This is a genomic window from Nonomuraea jabiensis, from assembly GCF_014204795.1.
Taxonomy (GTDB): Bacteria; Actinomycetota; Actinomycetes; order Streptosporangiales; family Streptosporangiaceae; genus Nonomuraea; species Nonomuraea jabiensis.
Window position 1 is genome coordinate 439335 of record NZ_JACHMB010000001.1, and the last position, 25454, is coordinate 464788.

The 25454-nt window shown below is 69.7% G+C and carries 21 protein-coding genes and 2 pseudogenes; 12 read left to right on the forward strand and 11 right to left on the reverse strand.

Annotated elements, in window-relative coordinates; translation table 11 throughout:
* Window positions 1-15 precede the first annotated feature (15 nt).
* Window positions 16-1743: a beta-galactosidase gene (locus tag HD596_RS01935; RefSeq protein ID WP_185067593.1), complete on the forward strand. Its 1728-nt coding sequence runs from the start codon at window positions 16-18 to the stop codon at window positions 1741-1743.
* Window positions 1744-1847: 104 nt separating this feature from the next.
* On the opposite strand, the gene HD596_RS01940 is transcribed toward HD596_RS01935, so the two are convergent.
* Window positions 1848-3401 carry a cellulase family glycosylhydrolase gene (locus tag HD596_RS01940; RefSeq protein WP_221519136.1) on the reverse strand — a complete coding sequence of 518 codons (1554 nt, stop codon included), beginning with the start codon at window positions 3399-3401 and terminating at the stop codon, window positions 1848-1850.
* Between the two features lie 82 nt (window positions 3402-3483).
* Between HD596_RS01940 and HD596_RS01945 the strand changes: the two genes are divergently transcribed.
* The 7 genes from HD596_RS01945 (at window position 3484) to HD596_RS64595 (ending at window position 12744) form a co-directional block, all read left to right on the forward strand.
* Window positions 3484-4824 carry an ROK family protein gene (locus tag HD596_RS01945; RefSeq protein WP_185067594.1) on the forward strand — a complete coding sequence of 447 codons (1341 nt, stop codon included), beginning with the start codon at window positions 3484-3486 and terminating at the stop codon, window positions 4822-4824.
* 690 nt (window positions 4825-5514) lie between these two features.
* Entirely contained in the window at window positions 5515-5790 is a 276-nt protein-coding gene (locus HD596_RS01950) for an AbfB domain-containing protein (protein WP_185067595.1), read from the forward strand.
* 470 nt (window positions 5791-6260) lie between these two features.
* Entirely contained in the window at window positions 6261-7274 is a 1014-nt protein-coding gene (locus HD596_RS01955; protein WP_185067596.1) for a LacI family DNA-binding transcriptional regulator, read from the forward strand.
* Window positions 7275-7440: 166 nt separating this feature from the next.
* Entirely contained in the window at window positions 7441-9564 is a 2124-nt protein-coding gene (locus HD596_RS01960) for a glycoside hydrolase family 36 protein (protein ID WP_185067597.1), read from the forward strand.
* A 51-nt stretch (window positions 9565-9615) separates the two neighbouring features.
* The gene (locus HD596_RS01965; RefSeq protein WP_185067598.1) at window positions 9616-10941 is read left to right on the forward strand and encodes an ABC transporter substrate-binding protein; all 1326 of its coding nucleotides are present in this window, start codon (window positions 9616-9618) and stop codon (window positions 10939-10941) included.
* A 64-nt stretch (window positions 10942-11005) separates the two neighbouring features.
* Window positions 11006-11911: a carbohydrate ABC transporter permease gene (locus HD596_RS01970; RefSeq protein ID WP_185067599.1), complete on the forward strand. Its 906-nt coding sequence runs from the start codon at window positions 11006-11008 to the stop codon at window positions 11909-11911.
* Window positions 11908-12744, forward strand: a complete 837-nt coding sequence (locus HD596_RS64595; protein WP_185067600.1) for a carbohydrate ABC transporter permease — start codon at window positions 11908-11910, stop codon at window positions 12742-12744. The genes HD596_RS01970 and HD596_RS64595 overlap by 4 nt, the downstream gene beginning before the upstream one ends.
* Here the strand turns inward: HD596_RS64595 and HD596_RS01980 are convergent.
* A complete protein-coding gene (locus HD596_RS01980) occupies window positions 12651-14162 on the reverse strand; it encodes a vWA domain-containing protein (RefSeq protein WP_185067601.1) in 1512 nt (503 codons plus the stop codon). The two genes, HD596_RS64595 and HD596_RS01980, sit on opposite strands and share 94 nt — an antisense overlap.
* A gap of 291 nt (window positions 14163-14453) precedes the next feature.
* Between HD596_RS01980 and HD596_RS01985 the strand changes: the two genes are divergently transcribed.
* Window positions 14454-15512 carry an LLM class flavin-dependent oxidoreductase gene (locus tag HD596_RS01985; RefSeq protein WP_185067602.1) on the forward strand — a complete coding sequence of 353 codons (1059 nt, stop codon included), beginning with the start codon at window positions 14454-14456 and terminating at the stop codon, window positions 15510-15512.
* A 186-nt stretch (window positions 15513-15698) separates the two neighbouring features.
* Entirely contained in the window at window positions 15699-16898 is a 1200-nt protein-coding gene (locus HD596_RS01990) for a vanadium-dependent haloperoxidase (protein WP_221519137.1), read from the forward strand.
* A 58-nt stretch (window positions 16899-16956) separates the two neighbouring features.
* Here HD596_RS01990 and HD596_RS61215 read toward each other — a convergent pair whose 3' ends face one another.
* The 9 genes and pseudogenes from HD596_RS61215 to HD596_RS63485 all read right to left on the reverse strand — a co-directional run bounded on the left by HD596_RS61215 (window position 16957) and on the right by HD596_RS63485 (window position 23170).
* A complete protein-coding gene (locus HD596_RS61215; protein ID WP_313042350.1) occupies window positions 16957-18225 on the reverse strand; it encodes an ATP-binding cassette domain-containing protein in 1269 nt (422 codons plus the stop codon).
* Between the two features lie 234 nt (window positions 18226-18459).
* Window positions 18460-18681, reverse strand: coding sequence for a hypothetical protein (locus tag HD596_RS02005; RefSeq protein WP_246558553.1), 222 nt, complete (start codon window positions 18679-18681; stop codon window positions 18460-18462).
* A 152-nt stretch (window positions 18682-18833) separates the two neighbouring features.
* Window positions 18834-19055, reverse strand: a pseudogene (locus HD596_RS02010) (flavin reductase family protein); the annotation flags it as partial.
* Window positions 19056-19223: 168 nt separating this feature from the next.
* Window positions 19224-19853 (reverse strand): glycoside hydrolase family protein, encoded by a 630-nt coding sequence (locus HD596_RS02015; RefSeq protein ID WP_246554069.1) that lies wholly within the window; start codon window positions 19851-19853, stop codon window positions 19224-19226.
* Between the two features lie 344 nt (window positions 19854-20197).
* Complete coding sequence (locus HD596_RS02020) at window positions 20198-20896, reverse strand: ABC transporter ATP-binding protein (protein ID WP_185067604.1); 699 nt, start codon at window positions 20894-20896, stop codon at window positions 20198-20200.
* Complete coding sequence (locus HD596_RS02025) at window positions 20872-21696, reverse strand: ABC transporter permease (protein WP_185067605.1); 825 nt, start codon at window positions 21694-21696, stop codon at window positions 20872-20874. The genes HD596_RS02020 and HD596_RS02025 overlap by 25 nt, the downstream gene beginning before the upstream one ends.
* The gene (locus HD596_RS02030) at window positions 21696-22712 is read right to left on the reverse strand and encodes an ABC transporter substrate-binding protein (RefSeq protein ID WP_313042355.1); all 1017 of its coding nucleotides are present in this window, start codon (window positions 22710-22712) and stop codon (window positions 21696-21698) included. Before HD596_RS02030 ends, HD596_RS02025 begins: the two co-directional genes overlap by 1 nt.
* 49 nt (window positions 22713-22761) lie before the next feature.
* Entirely contained in the window at window positions 22762-22986 is a 225-nt protein-coding gene (locus HD596_RS02035; RefSeq protein WP_185067607.1) for a GNAT family N-acetyltransferase, read from the reverse strand.
* A gap of 55 nt (window positions 22987-23041) precedes the next feature.
* On the reverse strand, window positions 23042-23170 hold the full coding sequence (locus HD596_RS63485) for a hypothetical protein (protein WP_281398125.1): 129 nt from the start codon (window positions 23168-23170) through the stop codon (window positions 23042-23044).
* A 362-nt stretch (window positions 23171-23532) separates the two neighbouring features.
* Here HD596_RS63485 and HD596_RS02040 point away from each other — a divergent pair, with 362 nt between their 5' ends.
* The gene (locus tag HD596_RS02040) at window positions 23533-24468 is read left to right on the forward strand and encodes an ornithine cyclodeaminase family protein (RefSeq protein ID WP_185067608.1); all 936 of its coding nucleotides are present in this window, start codon (window positions 23533-23535) and stop codon (window positions 24466-24468) included.
* Window positions 24469-24624: 156 nt separating this feature from the next.
* Window positions 24625-25008 (forward strand): annotated as a pseudogene (locus HD596_RS65515) (helix-turn-helix domain-containing protein); the annotation flags it as partial.
* Window positions 25009-25454: the final 446 nt, after the last annotated feature.

Here is a 25454-nt window from a genome sequence, read left to right on the forward strand (position 1 = left end):
CCGAATGGAGTAGGCATGTTCTTCGGCGGAGACTACAACCCCGAACAGTGGCCCGAGGACGTCTGGCGGGAGGATGTCGAGCTGATGCGTCAGGCACGTGTCAATCTCGCCACCGTGGGGGTTTTCTCCTGGTCGCGGCTTGAGCCGTCGGAGGGGGTCTACGACTTCGGCTGGCTCGATCGCGTGCTCGATCTGCTGCACGACAACGATATCCAGGTCAATCTGGCGACTCCGACAGCGTCTCCGCCGCCCTGGTTCACCCTGGCCTACCCGGACGCGATGCCCGTGCGTGCCGACGGGGTCCGGCTCGCCCATGGCAGCCGGGACACGTACTGCGTCAACGCTCCCGCGTACCGGGCGGCCTCGCGCCGCATCGTGACGGCGCTGGCCGAGCGATATGGCGCGCACCCGGCGACGGCCATGTGGCACGTGCACAACGAGTACGGCACGATCTGCCACTGTGACCACTGTGCGACGGCCTTCCGCGCCTGGCTGCGTGACCGGCACAAGTCTCTCGACGCGCTCAACGAGCGGTGGACCACGGCGTTCTGGAGCCAGCACTACTCGTCGTGGGAGCAGATCCTGCCGCCGCGGGCCACCCAGTATCGGGCGAACCCCGCCCAGCTGCTGGACTACCGCCGCTTCTGCTCAGACGCGCTGCTCGCCCACTACCTTGAGCAGCGCGACATCCTGCGCGTTCACGGCGACCAGCCGGTGACCACCAACTACGTGATGGCCGGATGGACGCCCCTGGACCACTGGAAATGGTCAGCCGTGGTCGATCTCGTGGCGATCGACCACTACACCGACGAACCCGGCGACGGCGGCCTCGCCCAGATCGCCTTCGCCGCTGACCTCGCCCGCTCCTGGGCGCGCGGGAAGCCGTGGATGCTGATGGAGCAGGGCGTCGCGGCCATGTACACCCCCGAGCGGACAGTCGCGCTGGAGGCGGGAGAGCACGTCCGGCGCAGCCTCGAATACGTCTCACGCGGGGCCGCCGGGGTGCTGCACTTCCAGTGGCGGGCCTCACGTGGCGGGGCGGAGCAGTGGCACCAGGGCATGGTCCCGCACGCGGGTGCTGACAGCCGTGTCTTCCGCGAGGTCGTGGAACTGGGCCGGACGCTCAGCGCGCTTCCTCCGGCGCGGCCCCCCGAGGCCGCCGAGGTGGCCATCCTCTGGGACGACGAGGCCCACTGGGCGCTCCAGAACCCCGCCCTGCCGGCCACCGGGCTGGACTTCCGCGTGTCGGTAGAGCAGGCGCACCGGGTGCTGTGGCAGCACGATATGGCCGCCGACTTCGTCCACCCCTCTCACGACATTTCGTCCTACCGGGTTGTCCTGGTGCCATCCCTCTACCTGATCTCCGACGAGGCCGCCACCAACCTCGCCGGGTACGTCGAACGCGGCGGCACCTTGATCGTGTCGTACTTCAGCGGCGTCGTCGATCCTGACACCCGCGTCCGGCTGGGCGGCTACCCCGGCGCCCTGCGCGACGTCCTCGGTGTCCGGGTCACGGAGTTCCAGCCGCTGACCAGCCCCGTGACGCTGTCCGACGGAACGACCGGCGACTTCTGGAGCGAGACCGTCCTGTTGACGGGCGCCACGGCGACCGCGACGTACGCGGACGGCCGCCCGGCGGTCACCCGGCACCAAGTGGGATCGGGAACCGCCTGGTACGTCTCCACCAGGCTGGACCCGCCCGGTTACGCGAAGGTCCTGGCACTGGCCGGCGTCATGTGCTGACGTGTTGGATGATCTCTGCGGCGGCGTCCCCGCCGCCGGGCGGCGGGGACGACGACGCGGCCGCAGCCGGGTCCGTCGTCGAATGTCAGCCCGACGGCGGTTGGTTACGGGGTTGTGTAAGGGTTCTGGGTGAGCAAGTGGGCCTTGTAGCCTTCGCCGACGCCGGGTTCGGGGGTACCGTTCCAGTCCTTGACAAGGACTCCGCCGGTGCTGCAGCCCCACGGGTTCCAGGTCCATGCCAGGTGGGACAGGCCGTGTGCGGTGGCCCAGTCCATCAGCGTGTCCATGTAGTCGTAGCCGCAGTCGTCCTGGCCGAACTCGCCGATCACTACGGGGACCTGCTGGGCGAGCGGGGCGATCTGGGTGTCCCAGCAGGACGCGGTGGCGCAGGCGTTGAAGCTGTACGCGTGCCAGGACGCGGCGATGTTGTTCAGCCGGTCGTTCGGCTTGTATGCCAGCCACTCCCGCATGTCGTTGGCCCACTCCAGACCGCCCACCATGAGGACGTTGGTCGCGCCGGTTGCCCGGACCGCGTCGACCAGGTCCTGCATGCCGGCCACCTCATAGGGAATGCCGGTGCAGGTGCCGCCGTCTCGCAGGCACTGCCAGCCCAGGGTCTTGTTCCAGTCACTGCCGATCTCCGGGTACGGCTCGTTGAACAGATCGAAGACGACAGAGTCGTTGCCCTTGAAGGTGTTCGCGACGCTGATCCAGAACTGGGGGGCGTACTGCGCGTCCGGCATCGGCTTCTGGCACGTCGCGGTGGCGTCCTTGCAGTGCCAGTCCGGCCCGTTGCTGTAGGCGCCCGTAGTCCAGTGCAGGTCGAGGATCGGGGTGATGCCGTTGGCGACCAGCAGGTTGACGTAGGCCTTCACGCCCTGCTGGTAGGTTGCGCCGCTGGGCGAGCCGTTGACGCCGAGCCAGCATTCTTCGTTCAACGGCAGGCGCACCGCGTGGATGTTCCAGCTCTTCATGGCATCGACCGAGGCTTGGTCGACCGGGCCGCCGTCCCATTGGCCCTTGCCTTGCACGCAGGCGTATTCGCCGCTTGAGCGGTCCACGCCGAGCAGACGGTAAGGCTTGTCGTCCGACGTGACGATCTTGTTGCCGGACACTCGAAGGCGTGGTGCCGGATCGCTGGGGTCGGGAGTGGGACTGGTGGTCGTGGTGGGGGTCGGCGTGGTCACCGAGCCGGTGCAGGTTGTGCCGTTGAGCGCGAACGAGGTGGGTACCGGGTTGGCGTCCTTCCATGCTCCGGTGAAGCCGATGGAGGTGGACGCGCCGGTGCCCAGCGACCCGTTCCAGTTCAGGCTGGCGGCGGATACGTGCGCTTTGGACTGCGTCCAGGTGGCGCTCCAGCCTTGGGTGACCTTCTGATCGGCGTTGGGGAAGTCGAATGTCAAGGTCCACCCCTTGACGGCGGAGCCGAGGTTGCTGATGGCCACGTTGGCGGTGAATCCGCCGGGCCATTGGCTCTGGACGGTGTACGTGACGGAGCAGCCAGTGCTGGCAGCCGACGAGGGGAGCGTGGTCGCTGCCATGCTGCCCAGTGCCAGGACTGCGACGGCGCCGAACGTGAGCAGCGCATGACGATGTTTCATCTGATCCCTCCACTTGAGATAGATGCGGTCAGCTGCTTCAGCATGCTTAGTTAGCAAGGTTATAAAAGTCAATCGCGAAGATATCTTCAGGAAGCAGCGCACCTGGAGGTCGGGATAGGCCCCAGCTCAAGGGCCTGACGTGGAGCTGCTCGTCCGGCGGATCGCTGAAAATAAGGTAGCTTTTGTACATCAGGGTGTGGGAGGTGGCACGGTGACGAGCCCCATCTGGGCAACTCGGACGAAGACCCGCGGAATGGTGCTCGACTTGATCCGGGCGGCGCGGGCGATCAGCCGGGTGGAGCTCGTGGGGGCGACCGGTTTGACGGCACCGACGATCTCCGAGGTCGTGCGCGAGCTCATGGTCGACGGTCTGGTCGTCGAGGCGGGGCTGGGGGCGTCGACGGGTGGCAAGCGACCGATGCTCGTCCAGCTCAATCCTTCAGCCCGCTACAGCGTCGGGGTGCAGCTGGAACGCAATACGTGCGTAATCGTCGTGGTCGATCTGGCCGGTCGGCAGATCGCGAGGATGTCGTTCAGCGGAGTGTCCTCCATGCCGCCGGAGCGCGGGCTGTCGTCGGTGGCCACCCAGGTGAACGCGCTGCTCGACACGGCGGCCGTCGATCGCGACAAGGTGCTGGGAGTCGGCTTGGTCAGCTATGGGCCGCAGGATCGGCAGGCAGGCGTGTTGCTGACCCCGCAGCCCACCGAGGAGTGGTTCGGTTACCCGATCGCGGACCGTCTCGCCGAGAGCCTCGGTCTGCCGGTCCTGTTGGACAACGACGCGGCGGCGGCCGCGATCGGTGAGTACTGGATGGGGGCGGTGGAGCCACGCAGCGCCTACGGCTGCATCTACATGGCCACCGGGATCGGCGGTGGCGTGGTGATCGCAGGCGAGGTGTATCGCGGCAGCTCCTCGAACGGCGTGGAGATCGGCCACATCTCCATCGACGTCAACGGGGACGAGTGTCCTTGTGGCAACCGTGGTTGCCTGGAGAACTACGCCGGCCCGGCGGCGGTGGTCAGGCAGGCGCTGACGACGCCCGGGCTTGGCCAGCGGCTGGCGCTCGACCCGGCCGGAGACGACTTCCTCACCGAGTTCGCGCGGCTCGCGGCCGCGGCGAACGCCGGTGACCCGGCCGCCCGGGGCCTGGTCGAACGGTCGGCCCGCTATCTGGGTTACGCCGCGGTCACCATGGCCACCCTGTTCGACCTCGACACGGTGGTTCTCGCCGGGCCGAGTTTCGCGGTCGCCGGCTCGATCTACCAGTCGGTGATCCAGGAGGAGGTGGACCGCCGCACCTTCGCGCGGCGGGCTCACCCGGTGCGGGTCGTGCCATCGGTCAGCGGATCGGACGCCGCGGCGATCGGTGGGGCGGTCCTCGTCCTGCAGAGCGAGTTGACCCTCGGCCGCGGCCGTCCGACGGACAGCGCCCAACCACTGTCCCCCGAGGGCGAGGCGGCGGACGCGACCGCCGTGTGACGTCGCCGGGATGGCCTACCGAACTCATCTGCTCCGATGAGGCGCCTCCTACTTTGTTCGGATGCCTACGAAAGTGCGGCCAGCGGTGGCGCAAAACCTGAACTGTGAGTCTAAGCAGAGCTCGGAAGCTTGATCGGCGCGAAGATCGGCCAGGTCAAACCATGCCCCCAAATGGGCCTCTCCGACGACGGCGATCGACTTCAGCCCGGCAGCGTCGACTTAATTAAGTTTATTACGTGCCTCTGTGTGAGGTCCGACGCCGCCGACCGATCGGAGCTGTTCCGATGATGCGTACCACGGTCCCACGACGGATGGCACCTGGCTGCCGTGGGCGGGCCGGTGCCCGACTTTCTCTCCGGACCGCAGCTACCGGTTCGACGTCTGCGAGGTGCTGCGCGAGGGGCGCAACGACCTTGCCGTGACGCCGAAATCCGCACTCATCTACGCCGAGGACATGGAGGGCCGTCTCGGCCGGCGGCAGCGCGCCTACCCCCACCCGTACGGCTGGTACGGGTACGTCCCCTCGTGACCGTTCAAGCGGACGGCACGGCAGGATCGACGTGAACCTGGAACTGGACCGTGCCGACGACCGGGCGTACACCGTGGTGGCCGCGGTGGACGGACGCGAGGAACGGGTGACCGGGACCGTGCTGTCCGGCGGATGACCCGGCGGATGTCGTCCGGCGCCGTGTGGGCTTCCGTACTGTCACCATCGACCCCGACCCCGACCCCGACCCCGAACATGAACATGCTCTGCGGTTCGACGCCGACAACGGCACCGAGCTGTTCGAGCGGGACGCGACCTTCCTCGCCCAGCCGGCCTCGGGCGCGGGGAGGGTGCGGCTGGAGTCGCTCAACTATCCCGGCCGGTTCATCCGCCACCGCCACCACCAGCTCTGGCTCGACAAGGACCAGGGCACCTCCGCCTTCCGAGCCGACAGCACCTTCAAACCTGCCACTTCCTGATCATCTGCGCACCTCGCGCACGACGGTTCATCCCCCTGGAAGGAAGCACGTTTGTGCGGCGGAACCTTGAAAGGCCCGCCCTGCTCGGCGCCATGCTGCTGGCGGCCGGACGCAGGGGTGACAGGGACCGGCATCCGTGACGTGATCGAGTACGCGGGCGCGGTGCCGGCGGCCGCCGCTCCCGCAGCACCGCCACGTCACCCGTGCGCAACCAGGTGAACGCCGCATCGTCCCACGACCCGCCGTCCACACCCACCCCCGACTCAGCAGCCCGCCGCCTCGCTCAGCGGCTGGTCGGACCAGGCCTCGGCCATGGCCGCGCGGATCAGGGGGCCGCCGCTGACGGGTGATCCCCAGCGCGCGAGCGATCTCCTTGGGCGAGCCACCCTGGCCACGCAGCTCGCGTACCTGTCAGAGGCGGAGGAGCCGCCCGTCTGAGCCTTCACCTCCTGGTATGTACGCTTACCGGTGTGACCCGCCGCCCGCACACCCGCCCTCCCGTCCTCGCGGACGTGGCGAGGGCCGCCGGCGTGTCCGTCCCCACGGTGTCTCGGGTGCTGAGCGGGTCCGCGCCGGTGAGCGCCGACAAGCGCAGGCAGGTCCTGCGCGCGATCCAGGAGCTGGGATACCGCCCTAACGCCGCGGCGCGCGCCCTGGTGACTGGCCGGCGCTCCATCATCAGCGTGCTGACCAGCGACACCACCCGATACGGTTATACCAGCACGATACGGGGGATCGAGGAGGCCGCCCGCGCGGTCGGCCTGGTGGTCGCCCTGACGATGCTGGACGGCGACGACGAGGAGTCGGCGCGGGTGGCCGTGGACCTCGCGCTCGACCAGCCGCTCGCCGGGATGATCGTGCTCGAGTTCGATATCCAGGGCAGCTGGGCGCTGGCGGCATTGCCCGACACGCTCCCCGTGGCGGCGGTGTCCTCCGCAGGGCAGGGCAGGAGCGTCCCGCGGGCCCTGTTCGACGACCACGCCGGCGCGCGGGACGCGACGAACTACCTGCTCGGACTGGGCCATCGCACCGTGCACCACGTGGGGATACCGGCCTCCGGCCGGCCGAGCGGGCGGCTGCTGGGCTGGCGGGAGGCGCTGGAGGCGGCGGGAGCCCCGGTTCCGGAGATCGTGGAGAGTGACGGGACCCCGCGCTCGGGCCTCGATGCCGGCGCGCGCCTGGCCAGGCGCGGCGACGTGACCGCGGTGCTGTGCGGCAACGACGAGGTCGCCTTCGGCGTGATCAAGGCCTTGCAGGACGAGGGTTCGCGGGTCCCCGAGGACGTCAGCGTCGTCGGCTTCGACGACCATCCGCTGGCCGAGATCTGGACTCCTTCGCTGACCACGATGAGCCAGGACTTCGCCGAACTGGGGCGCATGGCGGTCGACTTCCTGCTCGGCAGGCTGGCAGGCGTGCCGGTCGAGGCGGCGCGGTCGACCCCGCGCCTGGTCGTGCGCAAAAGCACCGCTCCACCCGCCGGCTGACCTCGGCCCAGGAACCCTGGGAGACCGCGCGAACGCGTGATCATGCGCCTTCACGACATCTCGTGTTGAAAGCGTTATCAGGCCATTTCCCGTGGTCCCCTTGCCACATCGCTTGATAAACGTTTTCATAGCTGAACCGCACCGTATGTCCGGCTTTAGGAACGTGATGACGAGCAGAACCATCCAGTGGCGTCCCGGCTCACTCGACCTGGTACTCGAGCGGCCCGAAGACGCTCCCGCCCGCATCGTGAGGCTCGGGACCGCGTCGCCCGCACCGAGCCCCGTGGCTCCGTTCCGGGTGCAGCCGCTGGTCGAGCTGATGGTCTTGGGGGAAGGCCGGGGGCTGTCCAACACCCGGTTCACTGACACCGCCGCCGGATCGCGGCTCCGGTTCGTGGACGCCGTCGAGCGGGCGGACGGCGACTGGCGGGAGCTGCGGGTGAGGCAGCGTGACGAGGTGACCGGGCTGGAGGCGACCAGTGTCTTTCGCGCCAGGACGGACGTCCCGGCCCTGCAGACCTGGACCGAGGTCACGAACACCGGGTCGGCGCCCCGGGTTCTGCAGATGGTGTCGTCCTTCGCCTCCGGCGCGCTGGCCGAGACGGCGGACGACGGCGACCTGGTCCTGTGGCGGGCGCGCGCCGACTGGTGCGCAGAGGGCAGGTGGGCGGCCATCCCGCTGTCCGGGCCGGACGGGCTGGCGGACATCAACAGCGAACTGCACCGGCACGACGGCCGGGGCGCGCTCGTCACGGTGAGCAAGAGCACCTGGTCCTCGGGCGAGTACCTGCCGACCGGCGTCCTGGCGAGCGCCCGCACCGGCCGGGCCTGGGGCTGGCAGATCGAGCACAACGGCGCCTGGCGCTGGGAGGTGGACCGCCGCCGCGACGGGGCGAACGCCGTCTCCCTCGTGCTGAGCGGCCCCACCGACCTCGACCACCAGTGGAGCACCCGGCTGCTCCCCGGGGAGCGCTTCGTCGCTGTTCCCGTGTCCGTCGCCGTGTCCGACGAGGGTTGCCAGGGAGCGCTGGCCGCCCTCACCCGGCAGCGGAGGGCGATCCGCCGCGCGCATCCCACAGGCGACGCGCTGCCGGTCATCTTCAACGACTACATGAACACCCTCATGGGCAATCCGACCACCGAGCGCCTGCTGCCTCTCATCGACGCCGCCGCGGAGACCGGCGCCGAGTACTTCTGCGTCGACGCGGGCTGGTACGACGACGGCGGGAACTGGTGGGACAGCGTCGGCGAGTGGCGCCCCTCGACCGGCCGCTTTCCGGATGGCGGGCTCGCCCGGGTCTTCGACCACATCAGGGCCAGGAACATGCGCCCCGGCCTGTGGCTGGAGCCGGAGGTCGTCGGGGTGCGCAGCCCTGTCGCCGCGATGCTGCCTGACGAGGCGTTCCTGAGCCGCAACGGCGAGCGGATCGTGGAGCACGGCCGGTACTTCCTCGACCTGCGCCACCCCTCGGCCAGGAAGCATCTCGACGAGGTGGTCGATCGCCTCGTGCACGACTACGGCACCGGATTCTTCAAGCTCGACTACAACGTCACCCCGGGGCCGGGCACCGACCGGGGCGCGCTCCAGCCGGGAGAGGGACTGCTCGAGCACAACCGGGCCCACCTGGAGTGGCTGGACGCCCTGCTCGGCCGCCACCCGGAGGTGATCTTCGAGAACTGCGCCTCGGGAGCCATGCGGGCCGACTACGCCCTGCTCTCCCGCCTCCAGCTCCAGTCCACCTCCGACCAGCAGGACTGGCGGCTCTACGCCGCCATCGCGGCGTCCGCGCCCGCCACGATGCTTCCCGAGCAGGCCGGCAACTGGGCCTACCCGCAGCCGGGGATGCCCGCGGAGGCTCTGGCCTTCACCATGATCAACGGTCTGGCCGGACGGCTCTACCTGTCGGGGCATCTCGACAAGATGAGCCGGGCCGAGCGGGAGCTCGTCGCCGACGGGGTGGCCGTGCACAAGCGGATCAGGGCCGAGGTCGCCACGGCCGAGCCGTTCTGGCCGCTGGGGCTGCCCGCCTGGTCCGACGAGGTCGTCGCGCTGGGCCTGCGCACCGGTGACACGGTGCGCCTGGCCGTATGGCAACGCGACGGCGGGCCGCACGACATCCACGTGGACCTGCCCGGCCTGCGCGGCCGCCGGCTGCGGGTGGAGACCGAGTATCCGGCGACGCTACCCGGCTGGCAGCAGCGGTGGGACGCCTCCACCGCGCGGCTCACGGTCTGTCCTGCCGTACCCGGACCGTCCGCACGCCTGCTCCGCCTGCGGCCGGAGAGCTGATCCCTTTTCAACGTGGCAGCCCTCACCTCCCACCACACACCAGGAGAATCCATGAAGACGCGACGCCTTTTCCGCGGGGCAGCCGCCGCCACGTGCGGGGCGCTGCTGCTGGCCGGCTGCTCGGCGGGCAACCCCGGGACGTCCTCGGCCACAGCCGGGCCGGTCACCACGACCTGGCCTGACCCGGGTGCCGGCCTGCAGGGCGTGACCCTCACCCTGTGGATGTCGACGCAGACCGCCGCGATGGCCGACAACGTCATCAAGTCGTTCGAGGCCAAAACCGGAGCGAAGATCAACAAGGTCGTCATTCCCGACGTCTACGAGACCAACGCGCCGACCAAGCTGGCCACGGGCGCCAAACCGGACCTCGCCACCTGGCAGCCGACAGGCAGCATGCTCGCGCTGCTCAAGCCGTCCACCGCCCTGCAGAGCCTGGACGGCGCGCCGTGGCTGGCCAAGCAGACGCCGGCCATCCAGAAGCTGGGTCTGGTGAACGGGCATCACTACGCGGCCTTCGTCAACGTCCCCTCCGTTCTCGGTGTCTTCTACAACAAGTCGGTGTTCCAGAAGGCGGGGATCACGAGCCCGCCCAAGAACTTCAACGAGTTGCTCGCCGACGCCCAGAAGATCAAGGCGAAGGGGGTGGCGCCGTTCTTCGGCGCCGCCGGTGACCAGTGGCCCACCCAGTGGTGGCCGCAGGTCCTGCTGGCCGAGGCGTCGAAGAAGGGCCTGTGGGAGCGGGTCAGCCAGAACAAGGAGAAGTTCACCGACCCGGAGATCCTCGGCGCCGTCCGGCAGTTCCAGGACATGGTGAAGCAGGGTCTGTTCAACAAGGACGACAAGACCTCCAAGTACACCGAGTCCGGCCCGGCCCTGCTCAAGGGCGAGGCGGCGATGGTGCTGCAGCTCACCTCGTTCGCGTCGCTGATGCAGTCGACGGCGGACACGGCGACCATAGACCGGGAGATCGGCTGGTTCCCGATCTCCAAGGACGGCAACATCGCCACGTCGGTGCCCGGGGGTGACAACGCCCTGGTCGCCTTCAAGACCGGAGATCCGAAGCGGGAGGCGGGCGCCCGGCAGTTCCTGCGGTTCTGGCTGGAGACCTACTACCCCGACTACGTGAAGGCCGCCGGCACCGTGTCGATCGAGCCCGCCGTACCGACTCCCCCCGGGGTGCCGGAGGTCGTGAAGCAGGCCACGGCCGCGCTGGACGACGCGGCCGGCTCGATGCAGCAGAACGCCGCGGTGAACCCGGACTTCTACGTGAACCTGGCGAACATGGTCAACGGGACCATGACCCCCGAACAGGTGACCTCCACCACACAGTCACAGTTCGCCCAGCTCGCCCAGGCACTCGGGATCCAGGGCTTCTGACGGCGGCGGGGGCACGGGCCCCCGCCCGCCCCCGCCATCACACTGAAAGGTGTGCAGGATCGCCATGATCCCTTCTCTTTCGGCCGCTTCCGGTCGCTCGCCGCGGCGAGCGGTGTTGTACCCGAGCTCGTTCCTCGTTCCGGCGTTCGCCGTGCTGGCCGTGTTCTTCTTCCTACCGACCGTCTTCAACTTCGTCTACGCCTTCACGGACTGGTCGGCCTTCCATGACGACATCCGCCCCGTGGGGCTGGCGAACGTCAAGGCGGTGCTGTCCAACGGCGCCCTGCTGTCGTCACTGCGGATCACCATCGTCTACGCGGTTCTGGTGGCGATCATGCAAACGGGGTTCGGGCTGGGACTCGCCCTGCTCCTGGAGCGCGACACCCGGATCAACCGGTTCGCCAGGGTCGTCTTCTTCATCCCGGTGCTGATGTCCGCCCTGGCGGTGGGGTACACCTTCCAGGCGCTCCTCAAGCCCGACGGTCCGCTCAACGGGCTCATCGGCGCTCTCACCGGCCAGCACGTGACGATCCCCTGGCTCGGCAGCACCACCTGGACGGTGGTGACGGTGGCCTTCGTGAACTCCTGGAAGTGGATGGGACTGGCGATGGTGATCTTCCTGGCCGGTCTCAAGACGATCCCGGCCGACGTGCTCGAGGCGGCCAGGATCGACGGCGCCGGCAGGTGGAGGACCTTCCGCTCCATCCGGTTCCCGCTGATCGCCCCCGCGGTGACCTTCAACGTCGCGACCGCGCTGCTGGGCTCCTTCAACGGGTTCGACACGATCCTGGCGACCACGGGAGGAGGGCCCGCCCAGCAGACCGAGGTGCTCGACATCTACATCTTCCGCGTCTACGGCAACGGCCTGTTCGCCCAGGCGACCACGATGAGCCTCGCCCTCCTTCTCCTGGTCACTCTGCTGGCCTTCCCTGTCATCGGCTACCTGCGCAAGAGGGAGCGTGTCCTGTGAGGAGCTCCGCCCGGGACTGGTCCCGCCTCGTTCACCCGGCCGTCGTCATCATCCTGACCGCCGTCGTCATCGGAATCCCGCTGTGGCTGGCCCTGGTGACCTCCGCCAAGTCGCAAGGCGAGGCGAACCTGCCCGACCTGTCCCTCCCCCGGGTGTGGCACCTGTGGGACAACTACTCCCAGGCGTTCACGCAGGGCCGCATGCTGTGGGCGCTGTTCGGCAGCCTGCTGGTCATGGTGCCGTCCGTCGCCGGGGTGCTGATCTTCGGCTCACTGGCTTCATGGGTGCTGGCTCGGCGGGCAGGGCGCCTCATGGCCGTGCTCTACTCGGCAGCGATCAGCGGGATCATCCTGCCCCCGGCCGTCGTCACGATCGTGCTGCTGCTCCGGCAACTCAACCTGGCCAGCACGCCGATCGGCATGATGCTGGTCTACATGGGCATGTACATGTCCCTGGTGATCTTCTTCGTCACCGGTTTCGTGCGGACCATACCGGTCGAGGTGGAGGAAGCGGCCCGCATGGACGGCGCACGGCCGCTCGGCATCTTCATCAAGGTCGTCCTGCCGCTGCTGCGCCCGGTCATCGCGACCGCCACGATCCTCATCTGCCTCTACATCTGGAACGACGTCTTCTACGCCTTCTTCGTGCTCGGCGGAGGGACGTACTCGACACTTCCCCTGAACCTGTACTCGGTGGCGAGCAGCAACCTGTATCAGAACAACTGGAACCTCGTTTTCGCCTACGTCGTGCTCATGAGCCTGCCGCTGGTCGTCGTCTTCGTCGTCGCCCAAAGACGGATCATCTCCGGCATCACCGGAGGAGCCGTCAAGTGACGGTGGCCCACTGCTGGTTGGGCTGCTTTATCGCTCTCCGGCCTTCGGCACCGCCCTGTCCACCGCGTGGGTGAGCGCGTGGACGGCCGAGAAGACCGCCCGGTCACGCTCTCGGGGCCCGCATCGGAGCCGACGAGCCCCGGACGGTCAGCGTCGGCCCGATCAACGTGACGCCCTCGACGGTCTCGCCCTCCAATTAGGCCACGGCCAGCTCCGCCGCCGGTCGTGTCGGCGTACGTCGGCGCACCTGCGGGCTCCCCTTGCACGTCCACGGTCAAGGTCACGGGCACCTCGACGTACGGGTTGCCGCGATGCACCCGGAAGTACGCCTCTTCGCCGGGGATCAACGGTGTAGCGGCCGTCGGTGAGCACGGGGCCGTCGCCGTAGGAGCCGCTGCCCACCACTCGTGCCGGCTCGGACGCCTCCACCAGCGGCTCGGCGCTCTCGTTGGCGGTGGCGGCGGGCGGGAGCGCGGCGACGTCCACGGCAGGTGGTTCGATGATGAGAGTGAGTTCGAGCGGTGCGGTGGACGTGCGGATCTGGTCGCTGCGGTTGTCCACCTCGATCGTGTACCGCCGGGTTTCTCGCAGGCGCCGGCGCCCGCGGTGAGCTGGCCGTTGCCGACCACGAAGGCGCTGCCGCCGGTGGGCAGGTCGGTGAGTAGCTCCTTGACGACGCACGCGGGCCCGCCACCCGGAGGCACCAGGGACAGGCCCGACCCGATCACGGCCCGCTCGCCCAGCGGCGCGGTGACGCCGATCCGCAACCCCACGTACGCGGTCGCGCCTTCGGGCAGGTCGAAGGCGTAGTGTCGCTTGACGCCACCGCCGGGCGGCATCTCGTCCAGGTACGCGCCCGGCTTCAAAACCGGCGCCACCGCCGCGTCCTCGGTGCCGGTGACCGGGACACCGACCGGCGTCTGGCCCCGCAGAGCGCGCTGGGCCAGCCGGCGCATGCGGCCGGCTAGTTCGTCGCCGTTCTGGGCGTCGGCGTACCGGCCGCCGCCGGCCTTGGCGATCCGAACGAGCTGGGTGCGGGCGGCGTCCTTGACGCGGAACCCGATGACGTCCACCTGCACGTTCACGCCTTTCTCGGCGAGGGCGCGGGCAGTGGCGACCGGGTCGCCGCCGCAGGCCTCCTCGCCGTCGGACACGAGCAGGATCGTCTTGGTGCCATCGCCGCCGAAATCCTTGGCTTGCTTGAGCGCATACGCGATGGGTGTGTCACCTTTGGGGCGGAGCCTGGCCACCCGCCGCTTGAAGGTGTCGCGGTCCAGCGGACTCGGGCGCATGTGCAGCACGGTGTCGGTGCAGCCGCCGCCGTAGGAGCGCAGCCCGAGCAGCGCGCCGTCGGGGGCGGCGTCCACGATGCCGCCGATGGCCGCGCGGGCCGCCTTCAGCCGGGTTGAGCCGGACACCTTGCCTGCCAAGGAGGAAGGACTCGAATGCGAGCCCTGGCTAGTGCGTCTGTCGTCACACACCGCGGGGGCGGAAGTGGAACCGATGGCAAAGACACGTGTGCAGGTCAGCAGGCGATGCGGTTGTGTGGATGCGGAGACGGGACGTCGGCGAGGGGTGACGTGTCCGCGTCTGATTTTTGAGCCCCGCAGGAGTATCGAAGCACCTCGAAACTATCTATACTTTACCTACATGAAGAGTAGGTTTTGAAGGATCTGGGTCATCGGACCACCGAACAGGAAGACCGAGTGATGAATCTCCAGTTCCTCTGGTACATCCCGAACCAAGCGCAGCCCGGGCACCGCGGCGACGACGTCGTCGAGAACCACAACAGCCTGGAGACCCTCACCAGCCATGCCCGGGCCCTCGAGGAGCACGGGTGGGGCGGGGCGCTCATCGGCGCCGGCTGGGGACGGCCCGACACCTTCACGGTCGCCACCGCGCTGGCCGCGCGGACCACGACGTTCCAGCCGCTGATCGCGGTCCGGCCCGGCTACTGGCATCCGGCCAAGTTCGCCTCCGCCGCCGCCACCCTGGACCACCTCACCGGCGGGCGAGTGCTGGTCAACATCGTGTCGGGCAAGGACAACCTCGCTGCGTACGGCGACAGCGAAGGCGACCAGACGCACCGCTACGCCCGTACCAAAGAGTTCCTCCAGATCGTGCGCAAGCTGTGGACCGAGGAGAACGTCACCTACCACGGCCGGCACTTCAGCGTCACCGGCTCCACCGTGGCGCCGCGAACGGTCGTCCGGGGCGACCGCAAGCACCCCAGGCTCTACTTCGGCGGTGCCTCCGAAGCCGCCGAGAAGGTGGCCGCCGCCGAGGCCGACGTCCAGCTCTTCTGGGGCGAGCCACTGGATGGCGTCGCCGAGCGGATCGACCGGCTCAAACACCTCAGCGAGAAGCTGGGACGCGAGCACCCGCCGCTGGAGTTCGGGCTGCGCATCACCACGCTGGTGCGCGACACCACCGAACAGGCCTGGGCCGACGCCGAGGCCAAGGTCGAGGAGATGGCGAACGGCGGCATCTCGCGTGACCCGAACCGGTTCACCGCCGTCGGTCAGCAGCGGCTGCTCGACCTGGCAGCGCGGGGAGAGGTGCTCGACGACAACCTCTACACCACGCCCGGCAAGTTCGGCGGCGGCGGCGCGGGCACGACCTGGCTGGTCGGCTCGGCCGAGGACGTGGCGAAGTCGCTGCGCAAGTACCAGGCACTCGGCATCACCCACTTCGTGCTCTCCGACACTCCCTATCTGCCAGAGATCAAGCGCCAGGGCGACCGGCTCCTACCGCTGTTGCGCGGATGAGCGCCGATGCCTGATGCCACAGCCGAATGCTCGGACCGACCTTGTCCCTCTGCCGCTCTGAAAGGACGCCTCGCTTTGTTAACGCCTTCATCCCGCACGCGGTTAACGCCTTCATCCCGCACGCGAACGCAACCGCGCCGGCTGCGCTCCGCCGTCACGGTGGCCGTGCTCGCCACCAGCACGGCCTTGAGCGGCACAGCCGCCTCCGCGTCGACAGCGCGGACATCGGGCCCGGCCGACGTCGACGTGGCGGTGGAATGGTACGACGTCACCGCCGACACCATTGCCGCCGCCGGCTCTTCCACGCAGGTCACCAATAGCCGCACGTGGGCGATCAGCTGGTTGTCCGCCGCCCGCGCCGTGCGATCCGGTCCCCGCCAGCGCGCCTTCCAGGACGCCGCGCTCGCCTCCGCGGTCCGCACCTCACTCGTGACCCTGCTCCCGGCCCGCACCGCCGAGCTCGACGCGGCGTTCGCGGCGACGCTGGCGCGCATCCCCGCCGGCCCGTCCAAGGATCGTGGCGTGGCGGCCGGGGCCGAGGAGGCGACGGCGCTGCTCACCGAACGGACCGGTGACGGCCTGGACCCGGCGTCGGTCAACCCGCCGTACCCGGTCCCGCAAGCCGCACCCGGGGTCTGGCAACCCACGCCGCCGGCTTTCGGGCCGGCCCTCCAGGCGGGCACGAGGTTTGCCAGACCGTTCCTTCTGGGCCGCGCCGACCGGTTCCGACCGGGGCCTCCTCCCGAACTCGGCTCTCCGGAATATCGGGCCGACCTTGAGGAGGTACGCGACTACGGCGCGGCGAACAGCAGCGCGCGCACGCAGGCCCAGACGGACATCGCGCAGTTCTGGCTGGGGTCCTCACTGACCATCTACAACGGCGTCCTGCGTGCCGCCGTCGTCCAGTCCCGCCTGCCGGCGCCGAGGAAGGCCGAGCTCGTCGCGCTCTTCCACGTCGCTCTGGTGGACACCCAGATTGCCACCTCGGACAGCAAGTACACCTATGTGAGCTGGCGCCCGGTCACCGCGCTTCGCGCCGCCGACACCGGCCACCCCTCCATCCCTTCGGATCCGGCCTGGACACCGCTGCACACGACGCCGTCGCACCCCGACTACCCGAGCGGCCACAACACCTACTCCGGCGCCGCCGAGCAGGTGCTGACCTCACTGGTCGGCTCCCACTCCCGCGAACCGTTCGAGCTCACCAGCCCGACCGCGCCCGGGGTCACTCGCACCTACACCACGTGGAAGGTCCTGACCGACGAGAACGTCGACGCCCGGGTCTGGTCGGGCATCCACACCCGCTCCGCCGACCAGGCCGGGGTGACGCTGGGCCGCCGGGTCGCGTCCTACGTTCTACGTCACGCCGCACGACTGTTCTCGTAGGTCGCACCAGGAAGACCATTGAAAATCCTCGTCTGGCCCCGTTCCTTCTGGGACGGGGTCAAAGAGCGGTCGCTCTCGGCCTCCGCCACGCGGCGACCTTTGAGATCACAGGTGGCGGTACGCGGCGCCGGGATGGGTGAGGTAAGCCGGCCAGGGTCGTCACCGCGCTCCAGGAGGCCGACCGCTGGACCGCCGGGCACCCGCGCGAGGCGGCCGCCCTGTTCGACGGCGACCTCGACGCCTGGGAGCACGCGCTGCGCACCCGCCCTGGGAACCACGGGAATGTCGCCGTCGCCCACCTGCTGGGCTCTAAGGTCGTATTCGGCCCGGGCGTCTCGACGTCGCTCTTCTCCACCACTCGGCCATCCTTCATGACCAGCACGCGGTCAGCGATGTGGTGAACGACGCCCAGGTCGTGGGAGATGAACACCATCGCGGTGCCGTACTCGGCCTGGAGGTCGGCGAGCAGATTGAGGACCCGGGCCTGGACGGAGACATCGAGGGCGGAGACCGGCTCGTCGCAGACCAGCACGTCGGGGAGGGGGCCGAGGGCGCGGGCGATGGCGACGCGCTGGCGCTGGCCGCCGGACAGCTCGCGAGGATGCCGGGCGGCCGTCTCCGGCGGCAGCCCGACACGGGCCAGCAGGTCGAGCACCCGCACGTGGCGTTCCGTCCCGGACAGGCGCAGCGGTTCGGCCACCAGGCGGGCGACGGTGTGGCGGGGGTCGAAGGAGTCGAGTGGGCTCTGGGAGATGAGCTGGATCCTGGGCCGTAGCGGGCGGCGTTCGCGTTCCCGCGGCTGGCTCCATGGCTGCTGGTGCAGGGTGACGTGGCCGTGGTCGGGTTCGAGCAGGGCGAGGGCCAGGCGGGCAAGTGTGGTCTTGCCGGAGCCGGGCTCGCCGACGATCGCCACGCACTCGCCGGGCTCGACCGACAGGGAGATCCCGTGCACGACCTCGGTGCCGCCGAAGCTCACGCGCAGGTCCTCCGCGGCCAACAGCGTCATGATGTTCTCCCCTCGAAGGGGCGTCCCATGCCGCGGAAGCTGGAACCACTCGGCCAGCGTCACGGCCGGTATCAGCGCGTGCCGGGCGACCAGGGCGCGTTCGGTGAGCCCGCGGGCTCGCGCCGTCACCGCGAACGGCTGCTCAAGGGCCCGTACCAGCCTGCCGCGCAGCACCTGTCCGAGCACGCCCGCGATGGGCAGGCCCAGCGCGAGCGCGGGCAGCACGAGCGCCTGCGGTCCGGACGCGCCCGGGACGGGGAACCAGCCGAGTGTGAACGAGAACACCGACGGCAGCACGATCCCGATCAGGAACGGCGGCACCGACACCAGCTCGGCGGCCGAGGCGGCGCCGCGCAGCCACCGCCCCCGCCCAGCGGTGCACGATCTCCGGCCGATCGAGCCCCCACTCCGCGATGATCTTCGCTCTGATCTCCGGGGTGTCGGTTCCGTCGCCGACCAGGATGTCGATGGTGTCACCCGGCGCGAGCAGCAGCGCGCCGTACGAGGCCGTGGCGGCGGCCCAGAGTACGGCCGGCCCGGTCGCCAGCCGCTTGATCATGTTCCGATCCGCACGTCATAAGCGCTCGCGGGCGTACCGGAGGCGGGGTCGAAGCCGAGCCCCTGCACGGTCTTCTGCGCGGCGATCTGGTCAGCGGGGACGTAGAGCGGGAAGGCGATGGCGTTCTCCACGACCGCCGCCTTCTGCGCCTTGGCGTAGAGCTCCTTGCGTTCGGCCTGGTCGGAGGTGGCCGAGGCGGTGGCGAGCCACTTGTCCACCTGCGGGTCGGCGAAGTAGGTGCGGTTGAGGGCCCCCTTGGCCGGCAGGATGAGGTTGAGCGCGGCGCCCGCGTCGGAGTCGCCGCGGGAGTTGCCGAACAGCGGGCGAAGCGGGCCGCCAGGTCGGCCTGGTCGCTGGCCAGGATGTTGACCGCGAAGTGGTCGGCGGCGCCCAGCTGCGGCCAGGTGGTCGAGGAACGGTCCACGTAGAAGGACACCAGGGGTGGTTCGAGACTGACGGAGGAGAAGGAGGTGGCGGTGAGGCCCACGGGAATGCCGTCGGTCTGCGCGGTGATGACCACGACGCCACTGGCGTGGACCGAGAGCGCCCGCCTGAACTGGTCGGCGGCGAGGGCGTGGACGGCGGCGGCCACGCCGGAGGCACGAGGGTGGGATTCGGCGGCTACGGGTCCGTGATCAACGACACTGTACGCTGGCGACGTGGCCGAAATCCACGTGGGAGCGCCTCGTCAGGAGGAAGCCCTGGCTCATACCAACGACGCTAAGCCGCGATCTTCGATAAGTCAACATTTCCTACTGTTTTAGAGGGTAATCCTCGGCGCGGAGCCAGCCGAGCGGCACGGGATGGCCGAGAACGGATTGTCGGGCAGGAGGATGCGCAGGCCCCGGCCGCGATGCGGCGACTGCGCCGCGGGCGCCTCGCCCAGCGCGGTCAGCACGGCCGGGTCCGTGCCGACGGCGATGCCGGTACGTTCCTCGTAGTTCTCCGTCGCACTCGCCCGCCCGTCGTAGAACGCCACCACCCGGTCGTCATCGAAACGCACCGCGCTGACCCGGACGCCGCGAGCGTCCCACAGCCCGGACCGACCACTCAGCGCGGTGCCGTGCCAGGTCCACTCCAGACCATCGGCGCTGGTGGCGTAGTCGGTGACCATCTGGTCGGCCTCGTCGGGATCGGCGAGCGGGTGGCAGGAGGCCCACAGATGCCAGACGCCGTCCCGCCGTACGATCACCGTGTCCTTGACCCCGGTCTTCGGATCGCCCGACAGGACGGTGACGCGCGAGCGCGCATCGAACGCCGCCGGGTCGGCCGCCTCCAGCACCTCCACCCGCCAGTGCTTGGTGCCGGTGGTGGCGCAACTCAGGTACAGCCGCCAGCGCCCGCTCGGCAGGCGTACCAGCGAGGGCCGCTCCAGCGACTCCGCGTCCATCTATCTCCTCGCGGGTCACGGTCGTCAGCGTCTCGAAGCGCTCACCGTCCGCCGACCGCGCGACCACGACGGCGTACCCGCGCCCCTCCCCGACCGGGCGGCGCAGCCGGTAGGCGAGATAGATCAGCCCGTCCGCGGCCACCGCGCTGGGCGCGCCCGCCCAGTGCCCCTCCCCCGCGGCCGGCGGTTCGACCGCGACCACGGCGCGATCGGGGTCGGGGAGCGGGGCGGCGTTCTCGGCGATCGACATGGCCGTGAGACTAGGCGACGGCACGGGGCTGGACCCGCTGACGGTTGCCGACCAAAGCCACCACGTTTCCGCCGCTCACGACGACCACCCCTACTCATTTTGAAGGAATTTCGGCGACGCCGAGTGCCCGCAGCAGCTCGGATCGGATCTCGGTGGCGCTCCGGTCGGCATCCAGCCGCTGCTCGGCGGCGATCCTGCCGTGGTCGAGCACGAGAACGCGGTCGGCCAGGGCGATCGCCTCGTCCACGTCATGGGTGACCAGCAGCACGGCGGGCCGGTGTTCCTCGTACAGGCGGCGCAGCAGGCCGTGCATCTTGAGCCTGGTCAGGGCGTCGAGCGCGCCGAAGGGCTCGTCCGCGAGCAGGAGCCGGGGCTCGCGGACCAGGGAGCGTGCCAGCGCCACGCGCTGCTGCTCGCCGCCGGACAACTCGTTGGGCCAGGCACGCTCCCGCCCGGCCAGACCTACCTCCGCCAGGCTCTCCCGGCCGCGCTCCACGGCGCCGTCGAGTCCGAGGATCACGTTGTCGAGCACGCGCTGCCAGGGCAACAGCCTGGCGTCTTGGAACACCACCGACACCTGCGCGGGCACCTCGACGAGACCGTCCCCGGCGACGTCTGCGTCCAGGCCCGCCAGGGCCCGCAGCAGTGTGCTCTTGCCCGACCCGCTCTGCCCGAGCAGGGCCACGAACTCTCCCGGCGCGATCTCCAGGTCCAGGCCGTCCAGGACGGCGCGATCGCCGTACACGCGGGTCAGGCCCTTGACGCGGATCAGCTGGCCAACGTCCGTCGCCACGACAGCGTCCTCCTCTCCACGAGCCGCACCCCGGCGTCGGAGAAGAGCCCGAGCAGGCCGTACAGGACGATGCCGACGAGGATCACGTCGGTCTGCCCGTACGTGCGCGCCAGGTCCATCATGTAGCCGATGCCGGTGGTGGAGTTGATGAGCTCGGCCACGACCAGGAACAGCCAGGCCGTGGTGACCGCGAAGCGCATGCCGAGCAGGAACCCCGGCAGCGCGCCCGGCAGGACCACCTTCCTGATGAACGCGCCGCGCTTGAGGTCGACGGTCTCGGCCAGTTCGACGTAGCGGCTGTCGATGCTGCGCAGCCCGTTGTGGGTGTGGATGTAGATCGGCACGAGCACGCCGAGGGCGATCATGGTGATCTTCATGCCCTCGCCGATGCCCAGCCACAGAATGAGGAGCGGCATGAGCGCGAGCGCCGGGATGGCCCGCTTGATCTGGATGGGCCCGTCGATCACGGCCTCACCCCACCGGCTAAGCCCGGAGACCAGCGCGAGCATGGTGCCGAGCGGCACGCCGAAGGCCAATCCCAGTGCCACCCGCTGGACGGACGCGAGCAGGTTGGACTGCAGGCGGCCGGACTCGATCAGGTCGGCCGCGGTGGTGACCACGGTCCACGGCGCGGACAGGAAGCGCGGATCCAGCAGGCCGCTCGCCGAGGCGGCCGCCCAGAGCGCGAGGAGCAGGAGCGGGCCGACCAGGAAACCGAACCTGATCCGCGGGCCGGGCCGCAGGCGACGACGCTTGCGCGTGCGGGCGGCCACGGCCGGACGGGCGGCGACGAGCGTCATCACGCACCACCCTTGACCGCGTCCGCGCCCACCGTCTGGAAGCGCAGGTCGTACAGGTCCTGGGCCTTCAGCACCGGGTTACCGGTCTCCTTGGACAGGATGTCGATGGTCTCCTGGTGCCGGGCGATGGCCTCGGACCAGTCGGCGGGGATGTCCGGCTCGCCCGCCAGCTCGGCCAGGTATTTGCCGTCTTCGGCACTGAGACCCTGGTCCTTGACGTAGTAACCGTCGATCCACTCCTCGGGGTGCTCGTAGACCCAGCGCGAGGCCCGTGCCCAGGCGGCGACATACTCGCGGATCGCAGCGGCCTTGGCCGGGTCCTGGAGCGTGACCGTCCGCACGTACAGGTGGCCCGGGTCGTCGCGGAGCCCGTGGCGAATGGTCGTGGCGCCGTCCCTGCCGAACTTGGCGGTGTAGCGCCTGATGTTCACGCCGCCGATCGGAGCCACGTCCACCTGCTTGGAGGCCAGCGCGTTGGGGTAGACGTCGCCGGTGCTCGGCAGCTCGACCAGGGTGACGTCGTCCTTCGTCAGCCCGGCCTGCTTGAGGACTTTGAGCACGAGCGCGCCCTGAGCCTGGCCGGGGCTGTAGGCGATCTTCTTGCCGCGCAGGTCGGCCAGGGTCTTCACGCTCACGCCCGGCGCGATGCCGAGCTCGTACGTCGGGTGGTGGAGCGGGTCCTTGCGGAACTTGGAGGCGACGATCTTCACGGGCAGGCCGGTCCAGGTGGCCTGGATGGCCGGGATCTCCGCGACCGCGCCCACGTCGAGCGCGTCGGCCCGGAACGCCTCGCTGGTCTGCGGACCGCCGCTGATGTTGGCCCACTCAATGTCGAACGAGAACTTGTCGATCTCACCGGACAGCTGCAACGCCACCTTGGTGGGCGGGTCTCCGACGATCAGCTTGGTGCCCTTGGGGACGGACGTCGGCAGCGGCGCGTCGGCAGCGAGCACCGCCGCGGAGCTCTGCTGCTCGCCGCCTCCAGCACATCCGGTCAGGACGGCCAGCAAAAGCACGGCGAGTGCGGGTCTCAGGAGAGCGGAAACAGGCATATGGCATGGCCTTTCACGTGTGAAGGTGCAGATCCTTGACGAAGGCGAGCGGGCCCCGCGTGGGACGGTCGGCGACGTCGAACTGCGGGTCGTAGCCACTGGCCGGATAGAGGCGCACGGCCTCCGGCTGGCGGGGCCCGGTGGTCAGGTAGATCCGGCGGTGGCGCGGGTGCGTCCACACGCGCTTGACCTCGGCCGTCGCCGCGTCGTAGCGACGGAACGCGCCGCCGGACACCACGATCAGGAACGCACCGTACGGCGGCGCGAACTCGGACTCCGGATACCTCGCCAGCTCATCGTTGCGGCCGTAGCGCGAGGTGTACTCCAGGCCGGTTGGGCGAGAGCCGCACCAGCGCCAGGACCGCGCCCAGCACGAACCCGAGCGCGATGCCCAGCACGGTCAGCTCCAGCGTGAGCAGCACCGAGCGCACCACCGACGGCGCCCAGCCACCGCAGCGGACGACGGGCCGTCATCACCTCCAGCGGCCACCCCGCGTCCTGGCGGGCCGGTGACTCTACTTCAGGCAGCGTCATGAGCCGCCTCCGATCTCGATCACTCCTCGGCGAGAGGAAGGGAGGGTTGATGACGAGATTTCGTGATCAGTGACACTGCGCGCTGGCGACGTGGCCGTGGTCCACGTGCGCGCGCCGGGTCAGGTTCGCGGCCTGGCTCATGACCACGAAGCTATGAGCACATCCAGATAAAGTCAACATTTCCTACTGGATATACATGTATTATCTGATATCGTCTGAGACGCACCGGCCCCCGGAAGGGCTCCACGACATGCACATGATCACGCAGTCGGAGATCGAGCGCCTGCTCACCCCTTCCGACTACATTGACCTCATCGAGGCCGCCTTCGCCGCCCACGCCCGTGGCGAGACCTCACCCAGCCGCCTGTCTCACCTCGACAGCCCGCCCGGCGAGTTCCACATCAAGGCCGCCGGGCTCGGCGGCGTGGTCGCTGTCAAGATCGGCGCCTGCTTCTACGACCGGCCTGCCACGCTGGGCCTGCCGAGCATCGTCGGCGTCATCGCCCTGTTCGACGCCACGAACGGCCAACCCCTGCTGTTCCTGGAATCGGCCACGGTCACCCGGCTGCGCACCGCCGCAGCCACCGCCGTGGCCGTACGCCACCTGGCACTGCCCGGCGCCGCCACCCTGGCCGTGCTCGGCACCGGTGCCCAGGCCGCCGCCCACATCGCGGCCATCCGGGCGGTCCGCCCGATCGAGCGAATTCTCGTATGGGGCCGCGACCCGGCCAAGACCGCGCGCTTCGCCGCCGAACACGGCGCCGAGGCCACCCGCACTCCCGCCGAGGCCACCCGGCAGTCCGCCGTCGTCGTCACCCTGACCCCCTCCACCGATCCCTACTTGGGCTTGCGCGACGTACGACCAGGCACGTTGGTGGCGGCGGTGGGCTCCGACGCGCCCGCCAAACGCGAACTCCACGACGACCTGCTCGCCGCCGCCACCCTGATCACCGACGTCACCCACCAGTGCGCCGCAGTCGGCGAACTCCACCACCGCCCGAAGACGCCGGTCAGGGCCGAGCTCGGCGAAATCGTCCTGGGCACGAAGACCGGCCGCGAGCACGCCGACGACCTCGTGGTCTTCGACTCCACCGGCACCGCCGTCCAGGATGTTGCCGCCGCGCAGGCGCTCTACACCGCCGCGATGAAGAACGGCGCCGGCCACCCGCTCCCCCTATGGGAATGAACACGCCGGCCGCCACCAGAGCGACCAGCAAGACGCCGGCCAGCGTCGTCACACGGATCCATCGCTCTGCCGAGAGGTCGAGCACGGCGGGAGCGATTCCGCCTTCCTCAGCCCCACATAGCCGTGGCCGGCATCCCCTCCGTGGGCGTACGGCGCGTGCCGGGCCTGCGCCGGGAGGAGGTCGCGATGCTCGCCGGCATCAGCGCCGACTACTACCTGCGCCTGGAGCAGAGCCGCGACCGCACCTCCTCCGCGCAGGTCCTCGGGTCCCTCGCCCACGTGCTGCAACTCGACGACGATGCAGCGGCCTACCTGCTACGCCTCGGGGCGGGAAAATCCCGGCGGCGACGGCGGCGGCACCGGAAGGAGACCGTCCCTCCGGGCGTCGCCAAGCTCGTCGTCGCGCTTCCGCTCCCCGCGTACGTGGAGGAGAGCTACTTCGACGTCCTCGCCGCCAACACGCTGGCACCCACTCTGTCGCCGCGACTCGTGGCGGGGGGCAACCGCCTGCGGGACGTGTTCCTCGACCCCGCCGAGCGTGAACACGTGCGAAGGCACCCCAAGCACATCGATCATCCCCAGGTCGGTGGCCTGTGGCTGAACCGGGAGAGACTGGGCGTCAGCGGCGCGCCAGACGCTCGTCGTTTTCCCCCGTGGATCACGGCTTCGGAGCGGGTGGGCAGGGCCTCGTGGCCGACGACTTCGATGTCTGTGCCGAGGGCGAGAAGGTATGGAGGCGGCCGCGCGGCGGTTCTCTGCTCGACGACGCCAAAGGAGAACTCGCGCGCCCGCTCACCGGGCAGCGGGTTCGGCGGCGGCCGGAGGCAGGGGCGGGGAGCCGGTGGCCACCAGGCCGCGACCGGTCTCACCTTGCGGCGGGCGATCAGGCACCTACCGTCGTACTGCTCGAAGTCGTCCTCCACCAGGCCGATTCGTCGTCCAGTCCGCCGGCCGCAGGTCGCCCTGAGCGGCGTTGGCCTGGTGCC